16 protein-coding genes are annotated in these 20,193 nt (G+C 43.5%); 8 read left to right on the forward strand and 8 right to left on the reverse strand.

The window, feature by feature from the left end:
• Positions 1–26: 26 nt before the first annotated feature.
• The 4 genes from fabV (at position 27) to mrdA (ending at position 7,231) form a co-directional block, all read left to right on the forward strand.
• A complete protein-coding gene (fabV, locus tag Q5H80_RS17910) occupies positions 27–1,226 on the forward strand; it encodes an enoyl-ACP reductase FabV (protein WP_304569438.1) in 1,200 nt (399 codons plus the stop codon).
• Between the two features lie 178 nt (positions 1,227–1,404).
• Positions 1,405–3,312: a GGDEF and EAL domain-containing protein gene (locus Q5H80_RS17915; protein WP_304569439.1), complete on the forward strand. Its 1,908-nt coding sequence runs from the start codon at positions 1,405–1,407 to the stop codon at positions 3,310–3,312.
• A gap of 118 nt (positions 3,313–3,430) precedes the next feature.
• Positions 3,431–5,092 (forward strand): ABC-ATPase domain-containing protein, encoded by a 1,662-nt coding sequence (locus Q5H80_RS17920; RefSeq protein WP_304569440.1) that lies wholly within the window; start codon positions 3,431–3,433, stop codon positions 5,090–5,092.
• A gap of 240 nt (positions 5,093–5,332) precedes the next feature.
• A complete protein-coding gene (gene mrdA / locus Q5H80_RS17925; protein ID WP_304569441.1) occupies positions 5,333–7,231 on the forward strand; it encodes a penicillin-binding protein 2 in 1,899 nt (632 codons plus the stop codon).
• A gap of 184 nt (positions 7,232–7,415) precedes the next feature.
• On the opposite strand, the gene Q5H80_RS17930 is transcribed toward mrdA, so the two are convergent.
• Together Q5H80_RS17930 and Q5H80_RS17935 are read right to left on the reverse strand one after the other, a co-directional pair.
• Positions 7,416–8,036, reverse strand: a complete 621-nt coding sequence (locus Q5H80_RS17930) for a DNA-J related domain-containing protein (RefSeq protein ID WP_304569442.1) — start codon at positions 8,034–8,036, stop codon at positions 7,416–7,418.
• Between the two features lie 301 nt (positions 8,037–8,337).
• On the reverse strand, positions 8,338–9,177 hold the full coding sequence (locus Q5H80_RS17935; RefSeq protein WP_041473100.1) for an isopenicillin N synthase family oxygenase: 840 nt from the start codon (positions 9,175–9,177) through the stop codon (positions 8,338–8,340).
• A gap of 199 nt (positions 9,178–9,376) precedes the next feature.
• Here Q5H80_RS17935 and Q5H80_RS17940 point away from each other — a divergent pair, with 199 nt between their 5' ends.
• Positions 9,377–9,985, forward strand: a complete 609-nt coding sequence (locus Q5H80_RS17940) for a DUF2238 domain-containing protein (protein ID WP_304570775.1) — start codon at positions 9,377–9,379, stop codon at positions 9,983–9,985.
• Positions 9,986–10,059: 74 nt separating this feature from the next.
• Here the strand turns inward: Q5H80_RS17940 and Q5H80_RS17945 are convergent, their stop codons facing one another.
• The 5 genes from Q5H80_RS17945 to Q5H80_RS17965 all read right to left on the reverse strand — a co-directional run bounded on the left by Q5H80_RS17945 (position 10,060) and on the right by Q5H80_RS17965 (position 13,850).
• On the reverse strand, positions 10,060–10,311 hold the full coding sequence (locus tag Q5H80_RS17945; RefSeq protein WP_304569443.1) for a hypothetical protein: 252 nt from the start codon (positions 10,309–10,311) through the stop codon (positions 10,060–10,062).
• 21 nt (positions 10,312–10,332) lie between these two features.
• Positions 10,333–11,241 (reverse strand): DMT family transporter, encoded by a 909-nt coding sequence (locus Q5H80_RS17950; protein ID WP_304569444.1) that lies wholly within the window; start codon positions 11,239–11,241, stop codon positions 10,333–10,335.
• 30 nt (positions 11,242–11,271) lie between these two features.
• Positions 11,272–12,963, reverse strand: coding sequence for an SgrR family transcriptional regulator (locus Q5H80_RS17955; RefSeq protein ID WP_304569445.1), 1,692 nt, complete (start codon positions 12,961–12,963; stop codon positions 11,272–11,274).
• A gap of 154 nt (positions 12,964–13,117) precedes the next feature.
• Positions 13,118–13,351, reverse strand: coding sequence for a DUF3389 domain-containing protein (locus Q5H80_RS17960; RefSeq protein ID WP_009845322.1), 234 nt, complete (start codon positions 13,349–13,351; stop codon positions 13,118–13,120).
• A 73-nt stretch (positions 13,352–13,424) separates the two neighbouring features.
• Positions 13,425–13,850 carry a hotdog fold thioesterase gene (locus Q5H80_RS17965; RefSeq protein ID WP_304569446.1) on the reverse strand — a complete coding sequence of 142 codons (426 nt, stop codon included), beginning with the start codon at positions 13,848–13,850 and terminating at the stop codon, positions 13,425–13,427.
• 221 nt (positions 13,851–14,071) lie between these two features.
• On the opposite strand from Q5H80_RS17965, the gene Q5H80_RS17970 reads away from it, so the two are divergent.
• The gene (locus tag Q5H80_RS17970) at positions 14,072–14,860 is read left to right on the forward strand and encodes a M48 family metallopeptidase (protein WP_304569447.1); all 789 of its coding nucleotides are present in this window, start codon (positions 14,072–14,074) and stop codon (positions 14,858–14,860) included.
• 115 nt (positions 14,861–14,975) lie between these two features.
• On the opposite strand, the gene Q5H80_RS17975 is transcribed toward Q5H80_RS17970, so the two are convergent.
• On the reverse strand, positions 14,976–16,058 hold the full coding sequence (locus Q5H80_RS17975; protein WP_304569448.1) for a site-2 protease family protein: 1,083 nt from the start codon (positions 16,056–16,058) through the stop codon (positions 14,976–14,978).
• Between the two features lie 357 nt (positions 16,059–16,415).
• On the opposite strand from Q5H80_RS17975, the gene Q5H80_RS17980 reads away from it, so the two are divergent.
• Positions 16,416–17,675, forward strand: a complete 1,260-nt coding sequence (locus Q5H80_RS17980) for an outer membrane protein transport protein (RefSeq protein WP_012600660.1) — start codon at positions 16,416–16,418, stop codon at positions 17,673–17,675.
• Between the two features lie 13 nt (positions 17,676–17,688).
• Positions 17,689–20,127 carry a VolA/Pla-1 family phospholipase gene (locus Q5H80_RS17985; protein ID WP_304569449.1) on the forward strand — a complete coding sequence of 813 codons (2,439 nt, stop codon included), beginning with the start codon at positions 17,689–17,691 and terminating at the stop codon, positions 20,125–20,127.
• Positions 20,128–20,193 lie beyond the last annotated feature (66 nt).

Raw genomic sequence — 20,193 nt, forward strand, 5'->3', positions numbered from 1 at the left:
TATCACCGTTATCTGTAAGGTTATTTATGCTGATCGAACCTATTATTAAGGGTGTGGTGGCCAAAAGCGCTCACCCTCTAGGCTGTCAAGAAGCCGTAAAGCAACAAATCAAGTTTGTTAAGTGTGCGCCGCAGATCAAAGATGGCCCTAAGCGAGTGCTGATTATCGGTGCTTCATCTGGCTTTGGCCTTGCCGCTCGCATTGCCCTTACTTTTGGCGGTGCAAAAGCTGACACCATCGGCGTCTCATTCGAGCGCGGTCCTAACGAAAAATCCCTAGGTAGCGCTGGTTGGTACAACAACATCTACTTCAAGAAAGAAGCCGAACGAGAGCAACGCACTGCTATCAACATTGTTGGCGACGCATTTTCACAAGAAACACGTTCACAAGTTGTCGAAGCCATTGAAACCTACTTCGAAGGTGAAGTAGATCTGATTATCTACAGCTTAGCCGCTGGCGTAAGACCCAAACCAAATACCGAAGAATTCTGGCGCTCTGCCATTAAGCCAATCGGTGAAAGCGTGACTGGAGCGACTATCTCACTAGAGCACGACAACTGGGTGACCAACACACTTGATGCTGCAACGGAAGAAGAAGCCGAAAGCACACTTAAAGTCATGGGCGGCGAAGATTGGGAACAGTGGATAGATGAGCTGATCAATGCTGAGTCTATTGCCCCAGGTTGCAAAACCATTGCTTTTTCTTACGTTGGTCCAGAAGTCACACACGCTATCTACTTAGACGGTACTTTGGGCCGCGCTAAAATAGACCTTCATCAAACAAGTCACGCACTTAACCTTGAACTAGCAAACTTTGGCGGTAATGCTTACGCGACCGTGTGTAAGGCACTCGTCACCAAAGCCAGTGTATTCATTCCGGGGTTAAGTCCTTACCTACTCGCTTTATATAAAGTGATGAAAGAGAAAGAGACGCACGAAGGCTGTATCCAGCAAATGCAACGCTTATTCAGCAGCAAACTGTACGGGCAAACCAAAGTACCACTTGATGGCGAGCGCCTAATTCGGATGGATGAATGGGAACTCGACCCAGAAACCCAAGCTCATGTGACTGAACTACTTGAAGCTATGGATGAAAACAACTTCCAATCAATCGGTGACTATCAAGGTTTTAAAGAAGAGTTTTTACAGTTGAACGGTTTTGCTCAACCATCGGTAGACTATAAAGAGAAACTTAACACTGATGATTTTATAAAGTTAAAGCCTTAATCGAAACTTATCTCATTACTGAGATCCAGATTCACATTTGAAAACCTTCGCAAAATTGCGGAGGTTTTTTTGTGCAACATTTCTTATACTTAGTTAATGTAATATTCACAGTTTATTTGGTTCATCTTAATTAACACAGGATGTGTTGATGCATTTAGCATAATTGACTCGGAGTCATATGAAGAAGATAAAAACGATAGACTTAGATATCCCTGACGATATGGCCTCCAGCTGGCAGAATATTGTCGACCTCTTGGCTCAAATCACTCAAGTGCCTGCCGCACTTATCATGCGTGTTCATACCAACTACATTGAAGTTTTCTCTACCAGCCACAGTCAGGATAACCCTTATAACAAAGGCGATTCTGAAACATTAGGAAATGGGCTTTACTGCGAAACAGTGATGGAGTCTCAGCAGCAGCTTTTAGTACCCAATGCGCTTGCCGATGTTGATTGGAAAAACAACCCCGACACAAAGCTTGGCTTAATCTCTTATTGTGGCATTCCGCTATGTTGGCCTAACGGCGAATTGTTCGGCACCATTTGTATCTTGGACTCGAAAGAAAATCACTACACGCCTACTTATATTAAGCTATTAGACAGCTTTCGCACCTCGATAGAATCTCAACTAAAAACCTTGTTTCAACACGCGAAGCTCACTCAAATGAATCGTGACTTAAAAAGCCGTGTTGCTAATCGCACAAAAGACCTCGCGAGTCTTAATTATTCATTAAACCAAGAGATTGATAAGCGAAGAGCGGCAGAACAAGAGATCAATTTCCAAAAAAATCATGACCTCGGCACGGGCTTTTTGAACCGAAGTGCATTTGAGTCGCGCTTAGATCAGAAGTTGGCGTCACAACAAAGGTTTACAGGTGGCTCACTCGCGGTAATCCATATTGGATTTACTAATGGCAGGCGCATTCAAGCTCGATATGGCTACAACGCGTTAGACCAAGTGTTGGTTGAATACCGACAACGCATCGACAGTATCTCTGATATTGAGGTGCTAACTGCGCGCCCTACTTCGGTTGACCTTGTGTTGGCGTTCAGCGTTAAAGATTTGCACCAGCGTATCGAAGAACTATGCCAGACATTAGTAAAAGTGGGTCATTCAGAATTTGACATCGGTAGTGACAAAGTTCATCTGCATGCCTTTATAGGGATTGCGATTACTGATCACGACGATGGTGCTGACAGCATTATCCAAAAATCTTCAGAAGCGATGCTGGCATGTAAAGATTCTGGACAGAAGTTCGCTTACTATTCTCAGTCTCATGCTGAAGAACAAAGTCATATTAATAAGATTGAAGGTTATTTGCTCCAAGCGGTTCGTAATGATGACCTTATGCTCTATTTTCAGCCTAAAGTATGCCCGTTGACTCATCGCTGGGTTGGTGCAGAGGCTCTACTGCGTTGGCGACATCCCGTTCTGGGAGACGTCTCTAACGAAACCTTAATACACATGGCCGAGCAAAACGGGTTGATTTTCGAAGTGGGAAATTTTGCTCTGCGTAACGCGATTGAGCAAGCGAAAGAGTGGTCCGAATACGTTGAAGATTTCAAAATAGCCGTCAACATATCTGCTATTCAATTAAAGAATGTTGATTTCGCAGACCAAATTATTCACCTGTTGGAGACCTATCACCTAGAACCTCATTTCTTAGAACTTGAAGTCACGGAAAGTTGCCTCATAGCAGATGAAGTCGTCGCGAAAAATACATTGGAATCGTTACACAACATTGGCATTACATTGTCACTGGACGACTTTGGTACGGGCTATGCCTCATTTAGTTACCTTAAGAAATTTCCATTCGATACGATTAAAATTGATAAGAGCTTCATCGACCAAATGCTCAATTCACAGGAAGACACGGAGATCGTTCGGTCCATAGTCCAAATCGCGAAAAAGCTCGACTTAAAAGTAACAATTGAAGGCATAGAATCGGAAGTTCAGGAGCAATTTATCATCAATGAAGGTTGTGATGTGGGACAAGGTTACCTTTATGGCAAGCCAATGCCGAGCCAAGAATTCGAACACAGCTTAATCAATCAAAACTATTTGGGGACAACTCGTTACGCTTAAAGCGAAAAAGAGCACTTTGTTTTGGATTTAGGCCTACTTTCTCTTTACTCTATAGGTGGTGATTTTTATAATCGCCGCCTTTCTGTTTTATCTTCCCTTTATATAGGCATTCCTCGTTATGGATCAGTTGACTGCAAAGCTTAAAAAGCTCGAAAAACAAAACTTCCGCGCATATCAACAAATTAAAGGTCAATACGACTTTGCTGATTTCGAATTACACATCGACCACGTTCAAGGTGACCCATATGCATCTTCTTCACGTTTTCGCGCAACACGCGCTTGGTCGTTAACAGGGTTAGGTTGGCTGAAAGAAAAGTCTTACGAATACCAAGTAGCAGCTCGTGATTTTATTGCACGTAGCTTCTCTGAATTTGCTAAGCAAGAAGCGACCGTGTCTATCGCACTAACGGGTCAGACTGTGTTGGATAACACATCTGTGGTTTTCACCGAGCACGGTATCGAAATCCGTTTTCGTATCAACCTACCTGCTGATGGTCGTAGTATTCTTGCAAAGAAAGCAATCAACATCATTACGTTCTATTTACCTAAGTTTATTCGTCGTGCAACGCTTGAACGCGAACTTAACATTGAAGCGATGATTAAGCATTGTGAAGCGATTGAAGACCAAGATGCATTGCGTGCTCAATTGGAAGAAAACAACCTAGCGGCATTCGTTGCAAATGGCAGTGTATTACCTCGTATTGCAGGTAACTGCGACCTGCCAATGAAAGGCGCGGTTCCTTTTCTAGCACCAGAGTCTTTAAGTGTGACGCTAAACACGCCAAACCAAGGTGATGTGACTGGCCTAGGTATTCCTAAAGGCATCACGCTGATCGTTGGTGGTGGTTTCCATGGTAAATCTACACTATTGAACGCCGTTGAACGTTCTATCTACAACCATATTCCTGGTGATGGTCGTGAAGGTATCGTGACTGCGACTGATACGATGAAGATCCGTGCTGAAGATGGCCGATGTGTACATAACTTGAATCTTTCAAACTACATCAACCATTTACCAATGCAGAAAGACACATCTAATTTCAGCACACAAGATGCATCAGGTTCTACATCGCAAGCGGCTTGGCTACAAGAATCGATTGAAGCAGGCGTTCAAACACTACTTATTGATGAAGATACGTCAGCGACTAATTTCATGATTCGTGACGAACGTATGCAAGCGCTAGTATCAAAAGGTGCTGAGCCAATCACTCCACTTGTTGACCGTATTGGTCAACTACGTGAAGAGATGGATATCTCTACCATTGTTGTAATGGGTGGTTCTGGCGATTACCTAGACGTGGCTGACACTGTGATTCAAATGCACGACTACCAAGCAGTAGACGTAACTGATAAAGCACAAGAAGTGATAGCTCAACACCCAACTCAACGAACTAACGAATGTGAGACCGCATTAGAAACGTTTGTTCCTCGCTCGTTAAACCGCGCTGCATTGATGAACATTCTTACTGACGGCAAATTCCGAGTTAACGCGAAAGGCAAAGAGTCACTGCGTTTTGGTAAGGAATTCGCGGACCTTTCTGCATTAGAGCAGTTAGAGTCAACGTCAGAAGTGAACGCGATTGGTTGGGCATGGTTCCAGTTTGCACAAACTCCAGGTTGGTCAAACAACCCTGCTAAAGAGTTTAGCGCTATCTTAAGCGATGAGTGGCACGTGAACATGCCAAACTACGGTGACTTAGCGAAACCAAGAGTATTGGATGTAATGGCCGCTCTAAACCGTATGCGTAAATCTCAGTTCAAACCTTCGAACTCGAACTAATACCTCGCGTTAAATTAATCTTTATTATTACGGCTCTCATTTATGCGGGCCGTTTTTTTTCGTTCAATTCTTATATTTCTACCTGATTCGCCCACTCTTTACGTGACTACATTGTTGGTCAGCGCTTTAATCATATAAATCCCAAAAATCATGACACAGCTTTTACAAAACTATGGCGATATTCAGATAAAGTTCCGACTCGATAGGTGTAACTAAATGTAACAGACTCTTGAGGCTTCAATGAATCATAAACGCGTTAAGATGCGTGACCATAAAATCGAAGTAAACCTATTCAAAAACCGTGTAATCGTGGCGTTTTGTGGGATCTTACTGTTCACTCTCGTCTTAGTCGCCAACCTGTACCGACTTCAAGTCGACAATTTTGAAAGCTATCAAACTCGTGCGGATGGCAACAGAATCAAAGTATTGCCTATCGCCCCTACTCGCGGGCTAATTTACGATCGTAATGGTGTGTTGCTTGCCGAGAACAAGCTTGTATTTAATCTGACGATGATTCCCGAACAAACCGATGATGTCGATACCATGCTCGCCAAGCTAGACAAATATATCCCGCGTGATGTTGAGCAGATCGCTCGATTCAAAAAACGTTATCACAACACGCGCCGTTTCAAATCTGTCACTATATTAGAGAACCTAAGTGAAGAAGAGATTGCTAAGTTCTCGGTGCACCAGTACCAATTCCCCGGCTTATCGATTGATACTAACTTAAAGCGCTTTTACCCAAATGGAGAGGTGCTGACGCATGTCTTAGGGTATGTGGCACACATCAACGATAGTGACCTAAAGAAGCTAGAAGAAAAAGGCATCGAAGCGAATTATCAAGCGACTACTATTATTGGTAAGCTTGGTGTAGAACGCTATTACGAAGATATCCTACACGGAACCAAAGGCTATCAAGAAGTTGAAGTAAACAGCCGTGGCCGTGTTGTTCGGACTATTGAGTATGTGCCGCCGGTTGCAGGTAAAGACATCGTGTTAAATATTGACCTTAAACTGCAAAAATACGTATTTGAACAACTTGATCACCGAACCGGAAGTGCGGTTATCCTCGATCCAAAAGACAACAGTGTATTGGCGATGGCATCTAGCCCAAGTTATGACCCTAATCTATTTGTCGATGGCATTTCGAGTAAGAACTACCAACGTCTATTAAATGACCCTGCTCACCCGTTGGTAAATCGCACCACACTGGGCGTTTACCCTCCAGCATCCACCATAAAACCATTTATGGCGGTTGCTGGATTACAAGAGCATGTTATATCAGAAAACACCATTCGTGATGATCACGGTTCATGGCAAATTCCCGGTTCCAAACGCAACTCTAAATCATGGCGAGACTGGAAACGCTGGGGTCATGGCCCGGTCGACGTAACTCAAGCCATTGAAGAGTCGGTGGATTCATTCTTCTATCAAACCGCCTTTGATTTAGGTATCGACCGCATCTCAAGTTGGATGAATCGCTTTGGTTTTGGTGAACCTACGGGCATCGATATCTATGAAGAAAGCACCGCCAATATGCCAACTCGAGAGTGGAAGATGATGCGTTATCGTACCCCTTGGTATCAAGGTGACACCGTCCCTATTGGTATTGGCCAAGGTTATTGGACATCCACGCCAATGCAACTTGCCAAAGCAACCTCGGTACTGATTAACCATGGGAAGGTAATGTCACCTCATATCTTGAGAGCGACCTTAGATCACGGTGAAGATTTTGATACGCAAAAACTTGTTGAACCTGAGCCGATGCTATCGATCACTGAAGTACCAGACGAGATATGGGATGTACCTATTAATGCGATGCGACTCGTAAACCACGGCAGTCGAGGTAGCGGCAGACGTGCATTTAAAGGAACTGACTACACTAGCGGCGGTAAATCGGGTACAGCCCAAGTATTTGATCTTGCAAAAGATCAGGTCTACAACTCCAAGAAACTGGCTCGGCATTTACTCGACCATGCGCTTTACACGGCCTTCGCACCTTACGAGCACCCTGAATATGTCGCGACTGTGGTCATCGAGCACGGTAATGGTGGTTCCAAGGTAGGTGCTCCTTATATCCGTAAAGTACTCGACTATGCATTCGAACATAAGAGTGGCGGAAGCAAAGATCACTCATAGCACAATAAATGAAGTAAGGACAACGCTAAACCTGGTTACAACGTATAACCTAGTAACAACACAAGCGTAATGACGACAAAGCCCCACTTGTGTCACTCACAACATGGGGCTTTTCAATTTTATATATAGGGCTTAAATTTCACTCTAAAGGGTCAATAAACAGCGCAGTAAGAGTTACGTTCGATTATGAACTTCGTAATACATGCCACGCTTCACAAAGCGTCTGGAATTTTGCCGTATTGCCCTCGTCTCTATCGGGATGCCACCTCAACGCCAGCTGTCGCCAACGCTTTCTTATTTCCTTATGCGTTGCGTCTAAAGGGAGACCAAATAACTTCAATGCACGGTTTTTATCTAAATTGAGCGTATCAGCGCCAACAAACTTTCTGTACCGAGTCCAAAACTCGTTCAGCAGCCTTTTGACTTCACCTTCATCCGCTTCATAGTTAGTCCAATTCGTATAGTAGTCTCGAAGTGGATCTTGATGATCAATGCTGTGGCTATTTCCATGATAGCTTCCATTCATCAATTCAATATCCATTGCTTGAACTTGAAGCCAACCATCAGGGTGCAACGTTTCTTGGAGCTGATACAGCGCATTCATAATGAGAAAGTTCTTTTTAAATAATTCCTTCTCGGGTGCAGCATCTAAAACAGGCATAAACCCAAGGTCGTTTAGATGAGCCGCCAGTGTGTGTACTTTCCATCCACTTGGTTTTCGCTTAAGCACTTCCATAATGGGCCAAAGCAAAGGGTTCTCCATATGGCTATGAAAGCTTGCTCTCACACCTTGATTATTCGACATAGTTGGCTCATTTGCGTTATTAAGTTGTTAGCTTGTTAGCTTGTTAGCTTGTTAGGCATGATGAACAAGCCCTAGGTCAGTGGGCTGACTTCTCTTAATTGAAAGCGATTTTCTACGATTTGTCGAGCTTAATGGAACACCACATTCAATTGCTTGGCTCAAGAGCCCGTTATCCATCAAAATTACGCAGCTAAGGTGACCAGTAATTGACTATGATTGACTATGATTGACATTGCTCTTTGGAAAAACAAAAAAGGCCAGCAATTTTGCTGACCTTTCAAAGACATATCAGTAGCTCTAACTACATAACGCCAAGCTCTCTTAAACGTTCGACTAGGTACTCGCGAGCTGTGTACTTTTCAGACAAAACCACTTCTGGTTTCGGGTGAAGAAATAGAGGTAAAGAAATACGAGATTTCTCTTGGCGTTCACCTGATGGATTAATTACACGGTGACTTGTCGATGGGAAGTAACCATCAGATGCTTCTTGAAGCATGTCACCAATGTTAATGATCATGCTGCCAAAGTCACAAGGTACGTCTAGCCAATCACCATTTTGAGATTGAACTTGAAGACCCGGCTCGTTTGCTGCTGGAAGAATGGTAATCAGGTTAATATCTTCATGAGCTGCCGCACGGATAGCACCTGGCTCTTCATCGCCTTGCATTGGTGGGTAATGAAGGACGCGAAGTAGAGTCTGATCACTTCCATTGATCATTTCTGACAATGCAATAGAAAATTTCTCTTGTACTTCTACAGGTGCGTGTACTTCAATCCAGCCTAGTAGCTCTTCTGCAAAAGCGTTCGCACGTTCATAGTAATCTAGAATCTGCTCTTTCAGTTGCTCAGGGATTTGGCCCCAAGGATATACATGGAAGAACTCTTTAATGTCTTTTACCGTGTTGCCTTTTGCAACTTCAGACACTGAAGGCGGAAAATATCCATCTTGAGTGTCAACATTAAATTGGAAGTTCTCTTTCTCTTTTGTAATGAAGAATTGGTACCAGTTTTCGTAAATAGACTCAACAAGCTCTTTCGGGATTGGGTGGTTCTTAAGAACACCAAAACCAGTTTCACGTAGAGAGCGAACAAATTGTTCTGCTGCGTCGTCAGCAAGGTAATCGACAGTTTCCAGTTTCATGACTTTCTTTCTTGTTATGTAGTAATAGAGCGATTTTAAGGATCGCTTTGTTGTAAATCAAACTTTTGTGAAACTCTAGCAACCGTTTGTCGAGATACTGGGCGATAACACTACTTTTCAACAAATCTGGTGATTAGATCTCAATTGAACACTGTTCATTATTATGTAACTATACAAAAAACTTATAAAGGATCTGATGATGACAATTACGCCACTTGCTCAAAATAGACCTCTACTCTCACTAACTGCTGTCTATCTTGTTATCTTTCTGTTTTCAGCCTTTGCACCATCTTCAAGAGCCGTTTGGATTGCTGAGATCGTCCCTGCTCTCGGTATTCTTATCGGGATATGGTGGTTATCCACCAAGCTCACCTTATCTAAAACAGCTTATGCTCTGATGTTTATCTGGCTTATTTTGCACACGATAGGCGCAAAATATACCTTCGCAGAAGTGCCATTTGATTGGTTCAATAACCTTATTGGCTCTGAGCGCAATAACTTTGACCGAGTAGCCCATTTCTCTATTGGTCTTTATGCCTATCCACTCGCAGAGTATTTGATTCGCAAGAAACTCGCTCAACCGATACTAGCCTGTTTCTTTGCCCTATTTGCGATCATGAGTGTAGCAGCTGGCTACGAGATTATAGAATGGTGGTATGCAGAAATTGCAGGTGGTGATGAAGGTATCGCGTTCCTTGGCTCACAAGGTGATATTTGGGATGCACAGAAAGACATGCTGTGTGATACAACGGGGGCGATAGTCGCGTTATTACTGCTCAAGCTACAAGGGCGAGTCAGAGTTTACTAATTCAAAGCCTTCGCTTAAACCTAAATTACAGATCTTAAATGCCACAGCACATATTGCATGTACTGTGGCATTTTTTATTTCATCGTTACCTTGCCACCCACAAACTTGTAGGCTGGCGTACCTCGAACCAAAGTATCTCGCGCAAATTCAATCCCGCATTCAGGGCATATACAAGGAACTTTTGTGAAATCTTCAACGATCCGTTCCTTAAAACACTTTACGAGCGCCCCTTTGCCGCCTTTTCGATACTTGAAAAGTTGTGTCTTGCATTTAGCGCAGAATATCTGAACCGTTTTAGTCGGTTGTTTCTTGTTAGGTTTGGCCATAGAAGTTAATGATTGAACTCTTTATTTCTTAAGTTTAGGTGCGATAAGAACCAAGCTTATCCCGAGTAAAATAACGGTCGATGAGAGAATAAATTGCATCGTAACAGGTTCAGATAACAACAAGACGCCACCGAGTGTCGCGATAACTGGAACAGAAAGCTGTGCAATGGATGCGACCACGGTATCCAGCTTTTTCACCACGTAATACCACAAACTATAACCCACACCAGAAGCCACTGAGCCGGACAATATTGCGTAAATCAAGCCTTGTTCTGTGATGGATATTTGCGATGCCACATTAGGGATAACAAGTAACAGGCTTACTAACACAAAGATCACTAACGAGCTAAATGCAAAGTTGGCAGTAGTGGATTGCAACGCGTTCGTGGATTTCTTACCCGCAAGTGTATAAATCCCCCATCCAACCCCGGCCATAGTCATCAAGATGATAGAAACTAAGTCCGGTGCCTGTGTCGACTCCGTTGGCATAAGTAAGTAAACAAGCCCGGCGACGGATAGCAAACAACCACACCACTCTAACAACGACATTCTATTGCCAGAAAATAAGTGCGCGGCAATCATCGTAAATTGAACCGCGACAAACAGAACCAAAGCACCGAGACCTGCACCAAGCTCTAAGTAAGCAAACGAGAAGCCAAACATATAAACGAGGAGTGACAATATTGATGTGAATTGAAACTGTGATTTGAGCTTTGTCGTTACCGATGTGTCGTTGTTTACTAGCTCCTGTTTAGACTTAGAGTGGGAAGACAAAGTTAATAAAATTAGAAGTGTAAGCGCACCAGACAAAATCCGAATGATCGAAAAGCTTAAAGGATCAATGGTTTGATCCATCAAAGCCCAACGACACAACACTGAATTGGCAGCAAACGCCACCAGCGTTATAAATGTGATCATCACCGTTTGCATCGTGTTGTCCTAATCAAGTTATCTCTGGTCTTAGTCAACGTCCGGTTTTACCCAAACTTGGCTAAAGTCAAACCAACCCAGTGCATTGCACTTGGCGTTTTGCAGCGTACCGCATTGATCTTTGTTAACCCCTAACCAACAGTGGAACATTGGAATCAATTGATTGCTTTGCACCAATTGTTTACCTAACTGTCGTGCTGGGAATTGCTCAAACTCGCCCGAGCGCCAACGATCGATCATGTGACACCATTGATCGAAGTCTTCTGCCGGACTAGATTCATCGAGAAAGCTGTAATCCATCAACCAACCCGCTAACGCGTCATCTCTATTGTTGGCGATACCCATTGGATTAATCCAAATATCGACATTATCGGCGTATGGAGGATCGGTTTCGTAACCATAAAGTTCAACGTCGACGTCATATTGCTTCAACACAGTAACAATAGCCTTCGCAAGTGTTGGAAACATTGGGTGCTGGCATTGGTAAGCCAATCTAATGGTTGGTTTCGCATTCGCTGGTGGACAAACCGGCGTGTTCAACTTGATATCATACCAACCGGGCTTTATCCCATAAGCATGTAACACTCCCAAATCGATAACAGTTTCTTTCGGAATGTGTACAAACAGATCGGCCGCATTCAAAGTATTAGATAAAAATTGCGCCCATGCAGGATCTTGTGCGATGCCCTTTTTTCGATTCAACAGTAAATAAGTACAACCGGGGTCAAGTTCAACTTCGTCGCTATCGCCACGGTCAGCCATTACAGGCTTAGAAAGACTTGGGTAAACCATTGAAGAGTACGCCTCATCAACAACCCAAACCTCAACACGATCAATCAATGGCCTAAAACCAAAGTATCCGTTGAAAGCCGTTAATACGAGTTGTTTATCATCATTCTTTTCAATGCAATACGGGCCTGTACCAATCGGTCGAATATCGTAGTCTTCGCCACGTAAAATCACCGGTAAGGTGACTTTGGCAACCGATTCAGTCAGAGCGAGTGGGAAGTGTTTATCTGGTCGCGTTAAAAAGACATCAACCACACAGTTTGCCGGAGAAGACACGTCTTTTATATGTGAGAACATATTGAGAGGTTCCAGTGCTAGCAGCGTATCCACAACATGGTTGGTTAACAGAGGCTCTCCGTTATGAAAACGGACTCCGGGTCTCAAGAAGAATCGCCATTGATAATCGCTGATTTTTTGCCATGAATGAGCAAGATCAGGCTGCAATTGATCGTTTTCATCCAGTCGCGTTAACCCACTGAATACCTGACAGGTAATATGCTGTTCAGATCGTCGCATCGACTTTGTTGGGTTAAGCATAGAAAGCGGTCGGTAATAAGGTAAACGAATAACCTGCTCACCTTCCTGGTATTGCACACCCAAGTAATTTTGAATAACCTGAGTCAGCTTAGCTGCATTGTGATCAAGCACTGACAGCGCTTGTCCAATTTTACCTTCTTGTAAGTAGCGTCTTGCTAAGTTTTCACTGACATCGCAACGATTCTGCTTAAAAATAAGTTGAGATAACTTGCCTCGCCCAGCCGCTGGTAACCACTCAACCCATCCTTCTTCTTCAAGCTTATTGAGTACCATCCGGGCATTACGACGGGTACAACAAAGCACATCCGTAATGTCATCGAGCTGAACATCAGAATCTTTACCATCGAAGTATTCAAACAGGGTTTCAAATTGAACGCGAAGTCTTGGGCTGCTCATAAAGAGGAAAACTTATTCAAAGGACATTGAATTCAGTTTCCCTATTTTAAGACTTAAAATCAATCTTACTGATGTGATTTTCTTGCGATTTATTAGGTATGGTGTCCTAAGATTTGATTCAAATAGAAGGTCTAAGTACTTTTGCAGTATACGATTACATCACATCGCAGCCGATTTCATTGGCAATATCTCGAAGCTGCTGTTCGTTGTCCAATTTTATCGACCACTTGCATTCAGAACCATTGGCTGAAATGACATTTGCCCCTTTTCCTATCAGTTGGATTGCATCAACTTGAGCTTGTAGCGTTACTCTGTGCTCACCATCCAAACGAACGACAAGCTCATGTGCGGTTGCGATGATTTTTCCACTTTTAAACGTTATGACCATGGATTTCCCGGACTATTTTTAAATACAGACTAGTTCTTATAAATACAAACACAGCCAACTAATGCTTAATCTATTATCGCTTATGTTTCTTAACGGCAATAGTTAAACGGCTTGTACAGACTAAGCGTTGACGCTCATCAGTAATGTTTATCTGCCATACTTGGGTAGAGACACCCAAGTGAATAGGCTCAGCAGTACCGACAACATGACCTTCGCGCATGGATCTAACGTGGTTTGCGTTGATATCTAGCCCAACGCAATAGTAGCCTTCTGGAACGCAAAAATTAGCAGCCAATGAGCCAAGCGTTTCTGCTAACACAACCGATGCGCCGCCATGGAGCATACCTAAAGGTTGGTGGGTAAAATGACAAACCGGCATAGTTGCCACCAAAGAGTTGTCGTTGACCTCGGTGTATACAATACTGAGGTGTTCAATTAAGGTATTTTTTGAGGTCGCGTTGAAGATCTCTAGGTCAACGGGCTTTTTCCAAATACTCATGTAGGTTCCTTAATTATTGGCTTTGTTATCGCGTGTGCAGTTTTATTATCGCTAATCGCTTTTATTCGAGCTGATAGCTTTATCATCGTTAATAGGTTGATAAAACCAATAACGTTAGCATTACTGCAGGGATTACTCCCGAAAGAGTTATCTTACTGCTACTAGCTATTACACAAGTTGATGTTAACATGCATAAAAACCGAATACACAGAGGATATTGTATGACGTCATGGATGAAGTTTGCCTCGCTTCTTACACTCGCTGGGCTAAGTGCATGCAGCGCTTCCCCAACAGGCAGAAATCAATTACTGCTTTTTTCAGATAAAGATATGTCTCAGCTTGGAGCACAATCTTTTGAACAAATGAAGAAAGAACAACCCATCAGCAAAGATGCGAAAACGAACGCTTATGTACAATGCGTAGCGAACAGCATCACGCAATATATTCCTAAACAAGGTTTTAGTGAATGGGAAGTTGTTGTCTTTGACAGTGACCAAGTAAACGCATTCGCCCTACCAGGCGGAAAAATTGGCGTATATACCGGGTTGCTTAAGGTAGCGGTTAATCAAGACCAACTCGCGACAGTTATCGGGCACGAAGTGGCGCACGTTTTAGCAGATCACAGTAACGAGCGCCTATCTCAGTCTCAAATCGCTAACACTGGTTTATCGGTTACTAGCATCGCATTAGGCGCATCAGAATACAGCCAATATCAAGGTATGACGATGGCTGCTTTAGGTTTAGGCGTTCAGTATGGCGTTATTCTACCGTATGGGCGAACTCAAGAGTCTGAAGCCGATGTTGTTGGCCTAGAGTATATGGCTAGAGCTGGGTTCGATCCCAACCAAAGTGTCGACCTATGGCAAAACATGGCGAAGGCATCGGGTGGTAATCAGCCCCCAGAACTGCTTTCTACACACCCTTCACACAGTACGCGTATCAAAGATCTGCAAGCGACGATAAAAACGCTTCCCCAATCGGGTTCTCCAAGGCCAAATTGCAAAGTGTAATCCGAAGTTCTCTCCGTACCTCGAATACAAAAACGCCCTAAACATATTAGTTAGGGCATTTTAAGTTAATCAGCTTAATTAGTTATTCAAACTTCGAATAAAGATCATTAACTCATTAAGTGCCTAGAATTTGTAATGGTAGGCTTAATAGTTGATCACCCGTCGATGCGAAATACCAGATAACGCCTATCAAGCTGCTCACTAACCCGACATACCATACAAAAGACACAACTTGTCCATATTTATCTAACGGTAACAAGTGGCTATGATGTCGCCCTTTCCATTCGAACAGTATTTCCACACTACCCATAATCAATAAGAAGCCAAACAAGGTCAGATTCAACTGGTAACTCAACACGACGCCAGCAACAGCTGCCGCCACACAAAGTACAATACCAAGCACACTGTTCATTGAGAAGCTGATACTTTTTAGTACATGACCGCCATCGAGAGGCAAAATCGGTAATAGATTAAATAAGTTCAATAGCGCGTTAAATACCGCAAGCCCAGCAAAGAACATCTCGCCAGTGATCCAGTACAACACCATAAACACCAAAGACAATATCAATCCGAACAATGGTCCCATGATTGAGATAACTACATCTTGCCAGCGCGTATTGATCTTCTCATCGGATAACGCTAAACCACCAAGGAATGGTATCAAGTAGATGCCTTTGGTCTTCATGCCAAAGTATTTCATCGCTCTAATATGGCCGTATTCATGGAACATAAGGCAAGCGATTAGAGCTAAAGCAAATTGAATTGAAAACAGCCATGAATACGCAGCCAAGCTCGCTGAGGCAAGTACGACTTTGATTAGCTTGGCACTTTTTAATGCTTTCATACCAAGCGACACTAATCCAATTAAGCTAAAACGCTTCTCAGGTTTAGGTGCTACAACGGGAGTTTGTTGCTCGATGTCTTTAGTGTCGCGGTTACCTTCGGCAATCGTTTGACCATTGACGGAGGCTTTGTAATACATCTCAAATGGCTGCCATTGAACTGACGCTTCGACGTGACACTGCAACGCATCCTCGCCAGATTGCAACATGAATGAGTGAGTTCGAGCATTATCGTGCTCTGAGGTCGCATCCAGTTGAGACACAAGTGTATTATCCCAGAACAGCTGCTGCCAACCAGCCATTGAACCTTCTAAACGAAGCGGTTTTCCAAGAAACTCTATCGCGAGTAATTCCAAACTTAAATTCCAATTTAATGCCATCGTAAATGAAACCGTATTATGCCGATTTAGCGATTAACGGTAAACACAAACAAAGTTGTTACATATTTAAGCAATTGAACACTATTTATTCCGATAATGCGCATAAACATTCTGGTCACACCTCCAACCACGAATAAACCATTGATTGTATGCATATTATAAATGTTAAAGTCCCGCCCCTCAAAATTATAACTTCACAAAATGATAACTCATTCTTTGACTTTACATGAAACATGAATTTAACATGTTATTTACATTGGAGCATCACTAATAAGAATGCTCACTGTGTTTTCAACAATAAGAATGAGATTTGATGCCCTAGGAGGGTCAAGGATGAAAACAATACAACGCTCTCTCGTTTCGCTTTCTGTGCTATTTGCATGTAATTCACTTGCGGCTGGTTTCCAAGTTGCTGAGCACTCTGCCTCAGGCCTTGGACGCGCATTCTCAGGTGAAGGTGCAGTTGCCGACAACGCGAGTGTACTTGCGAGAAACCCCGCTGCAATGACCCTATTTGATACAGCCCAATTTTCAGGCGCGGTTTCTGTCGTTGATCCAGAAGTAGACATTACTCAAAACAATGTTCCAGGTTCTGGCGGGCAAAGTCAGACATCTAAAGACGTCGCTCCCCTTCAGATTGTACCTGGTGCTTACTACATTAGCCCAATCAATGAGCAATGGGCTTGGGGCATTGGTATGTTTTCCAACTACGGTGTTGCTACCGATTACCCAGATGATATCTACGCAGGTGATCTAGCCGGTGATACATCACTCATGTCTGTCAATTTAAACCCAAACGTAGCGTATAGAATCGACGACCAATTCAGCATCGGCGCTGGCGTAAACCTTGTTTATGCAGAAGCTGAACTCAACCGACACCAAGGTGCTATTTCAAATGTTACTGGTGATCCTTCGTCGACGAAGTTAATCAGTATGACTGGTGAAACATTCGCATTTGGTTGGAATGTAGGTGGTTTATATGAATTAAATGAAAACAATCGATTTTCTATCGCTTATCGTTCCGAAGTTGATCTTGATTTTGACGATGGTGATTTCAAAGATTACACCGGTGGAATAGTACAAGGTAGCGCAACTGCAACGACTGGCCGCTTAAAAATTACCTTACCTTCAATTATTGAAATATCGGCTTTCCACCAACTGACCGATCAGTGGGCTATCCACTACGGTTGGCAACAAACGGGTTGGAGCAGCTTTAAAGAACTTAAAGCGACCAGTCCAGATTGTAAAGATGGTGTGTGTTTTAAAAAGACAGAACACTACGAGGATAACAACCGCTACTCGTTGGGTGCGACTTATCAGTTGAATCAAGAGTGGACACTAAGAGCGGGTCTTGCTTATGACGAGCAAGCTGGTCAAGCAACGTTAAGCATCCCAGATAGCGATCGTTACTGGTACAGCACTGGCTTGACTTACCAATACAGCCCAGATCTTTCTATTGATGCTGGCTTTGCACTTGTACAAAGTAAAGATGGTGATTTCACTGAAACTAACGAACTGGGTCAAAAGCTTGAGTTTTCAGGCGATGCAGTAGCTTACCTATCTGCAATTCAATTGAACTACACCTTTAACTAAACGGAATTCAAACATGAAAAAGTTATTTAGTGTTTCGCTGCTTGCTTCAGCGATGTTTCTTGCTGGTTGTGGTGATGACTCTTCGAGTTCAGGTGCCTCAACCGCCGTTAAATATGAGCAGTACATTCAAGATTCACTTGCTCGCACAACGAGTATTAAGTTCCACCTAAGTGGTGCTAACAAAGCAGTTCCATTACCAAGCTTCGCTCTGATGGACACGACGGATGGCACTCTCGGGTTACCAACAGGTGGCAAAGATTCGTTAACTAATCCAATTGCGGCAATGAACACCATGGATGGTTGGTCTACTTCGATGCCAATCATTATGAATTTCGAAGGTACAGGCCTTGCCGACGGTGTCGCGACTGGCGGCGTTTACATTCTAAAACTTAGCAGTTCACTCACATCTACAACGCCACCAACGGTTACAGGCGTGTTGACTCTAGGTACGCACTTTAATGTGTTATCTAGCGCTGCAACGGATGCCTTTACTATTGTATTTAAAGATTCACTCGATGCATCAAGCGAATACGTGTTGGCACTGTCGAATGAACTGACCGATGTTAATGGCGACCCGGTAGGTATGTCGTCAAGCTACGCGGCTCTGAAATCAAGCTCAGTAACCTATACTGACGGTAGCTTAGATCAGGCACAAAAAGTAACTCAAGGTGTTGAGAAAATCTTTGCAGGGGCGAATGCCGCTGGCAAGGTTAGCCTTGATAACAAAGACATCATCTACTCTACGTGGTTTACCACCGAATCGGTTGGCGGTTCCCTTTTCGCAACAAAAGCAGCAACAGCGACCGGGTTGGCTTCTGCGAACCTAAATGGTGTATGGAAAGGCAGTGCAAACCCTAATTCGGTTGACCTAAAAGCCGCTTACACTATGTCGTTTCTTCCTGCGGTAACATTCAAAACAGCATTAGCAAATGACACTGATTTTGACAAATACATTGGTGGTGGTGACGCAACTAAGATTGCCAAAGCCAAATTTGCAATCGGGGCGATGTACGATGCATCAAGTGCAGATGTCAATGTAAGTCAAGGATCGGTTAAGTTACCTTACTACTTAGAAACAAGCAGCAGTAAATGGAATTCTCAGCCCTTTGAATCAGGTATGCCTAGCCTAGCTAAGGTTTCAAATGCCCTAAGTAATAGTGCAGAACAGGCGAACATGGCCGCTCAGCTTATTGCTGCTGGTATTGATGCAAGTATATTAGCGACGAGTCAAACAGAGCAGCTTAAACTCATTGGTTTAAACCTGACTCTAAAAGATGGTTCAGCAATTGATAGCGAGCGAGTCATCACCAAATACTCACCTGTTCCTCAAGTTAAATCATTAGAAGACGTCGAATTCTTACTGTTTACGCCAAATGGTTCTGATCCTACTAATGTTGTGATCTACCAACACGGCATCACCTCAGCGAAAGAAAACGCTTATGCGTTCGCTTACAACCTTGCAAAAGCGGGTGTAGCAGTATTGGCCATTGACCTACCGATCCACGGTACACGCAGTTTGGATGATACTCGTTCGGCAAATGCTGACGTTTTGGCTTATCTAAACTTAGCGAACTTACCCGTCGCTCGCGACAATGTTCGCCAAAGTGCACTTGATGTTATGGGCTTACGCGCAGCTTTAGCTGTTTCATCACAAGCAACATTGTTAGGCGCGTCACCACTTAAAGGTTTTGATTTAACCAAAGGCTCACAAGTGAAGTTCCTAGGCCACTCGCTCGGCGGTATTGTTGGAACGACTGCAGTTGCAGCCTCTAACCGTACTCTCGGGAGTGTCCCAGCTGATTCACTTTACTCATTCAGTGCGGCTGCTATAGAAAACTCTGGGGGGCAGATATCGAACCTTCTATTAGGCTCTACAGAGTTTGGCCCTCAAGTTAAGCACAGCGTTGCATTGAGCGCTTCAACTGAATACGCAGGTTTCGCAACCGCGAACTGTGGAAGCCTCTCTAGTAAACAGTGTTACACAACATTTGAAGCAAACGCGACTGCAGCACAGAAAGCAACCATGACAGCCGCTTTTCAACAGTTCGCTTACGCTGCGCAAACTGTGTTAGATACCGTTGATCCGTTTACCAATGCTGCTTATCTAGTTGCTTCTGGCTCACCTGTTCTGCCTATTTATATGGGGCAAGTACAAGGTGATGATACAGTACCAAACACAGTCGCAAACGCTCCATTCGCGGGAACCACGCCGTTAGCAACTAAGCTGGGCCTAACAGAGATTAATTCAAAAAAACTAACGGTTGATGGTGCTAAGAGCTTTGTTAAGTTCAGTGATGTTGCTGCGCACAGTACGTTTGTAATACCGCAAGATACCACTACACCAACGCCTTTGGACGCCGGTCATCATGTAAGCATGCAGACACAAGCTGTAGACTTCTTGATAGACAACGCGTTAACTTCAGCATCCATTACTGATTCCTTCTTGGAATAAGAAATAGTTGCAACTAAACAAATGCCAGCCTAACCGCTGGCATTTTTGTTTCTATCACCAACTAAC

The sequence above is a fragment of the Vibrio sp. SNU_ST1 genome (assembly GCF_030563405.1).
GTDB lineage: Bacteria > Pseudomonadota > Gammaproteobacteria > Enterobacterales > Vibrionaceae > Vibrio.

Coding starts and splice junctions, on each gene's coding strand:
- fabV (WP_304569438.1), top strand. CDS start 27: ATGCTGATCGAACCTATTATTAAGGGTGTGGTGGCCAAAAGCGCTCAC.
- Q5H80_RS17915 (WP_304569439.1), top strand. CDS start 1,405: ATGAAGAAGATAAAAACGATAGACTTAGATATCCCTGACGATATGGCC.
- Q5H80_RS17920 (WP_304569440.1), top strand. CDS start 3,431: ATGGATCAGTTGACTGCAAAGCTTAAAAAGCTCGAAAAACAAAACTTC.
- mrdA (WP_304569441.1), top strand. CDS start 5,333: ATGAATCATAAACGCGTTAAGATGCGTGACCATAAAATCGAAGTAAAC.
- Q5H80_RS17930 (WP_304569442.1), bottom strand. CDS start 8,036: ATGTCGAATAATCAAGGTGTGAGAGCAAGCTTTCATAGCCATATGGAG.
- Q5H80_RS17935 (WP_041473100.1), bottom strand. CDS start 9,177: ATGAAACTGGAAACTGTCGATTACCTTGCTGACGACGCAGCAGAACAA.
- Q5H80_RS17940 (WP_304570775.1), top strand. CDS start 9,377: ATGACAATTACGCCACTTGCTCAAAATAGACCTCTACTCTCACTAACT.
- Q5H80_RS17945 (WP_304569443.1), bottom strand. CDS start 10,311: ATGGCCAAACCTAACAAGAAACAACCGACTAAAACGGTTCAGATATTC.
- Q5H80_RS17950 (WP_304569444.1), bottom strand. CDS start 11,241: ATGCAAACGGTGATGATCACATTTATAACGCTGGTGGCGTTTGCTGCC.
- Q5H80_RS17955 (WP_304569445.1), bottom strand. CDS start 12,963: ATGAGCAGCCCAAGACTTCGCGTTCAATTTGAAACCCTGTTTGAATAC.
- Q5H80_RS17960 (WP_009845322.1), bottom strand. CDS start 13,351: ATGGTCATAACGTTTAAAAGTGGAAAAATCATCGCAACCGCACATGAG.
- Q5H80_RS17965 (WP_304569446.1), bottom strand. CDS start 13,850: ATGAGTATTTGGAAAAAGCCCGTTGACCTAGAGATCTTCAACGCGACC.
- Q5H80_RS17970 (WP_304569447.1), top strand. CDS start 14,072: ATGACGTCATGGATGAAGTTTGCCTCGCTTCTTACACTCGCTGGGCTA.
- Q5H80_RS17980 (WP_012600660.1), top strand. CDS start 16,416: ATGAAAACAATACAACGCTCTCTCGTTTCGCTTTCTGTGCTATTTGCA.
- Q5H80_RS17985 (WP_304569449.1), top strand. CDS start 17,689: ATGAAAAAGTTATTTAGTGTTTCGCTGCTTGCTTCAGCGATGTTTCTT.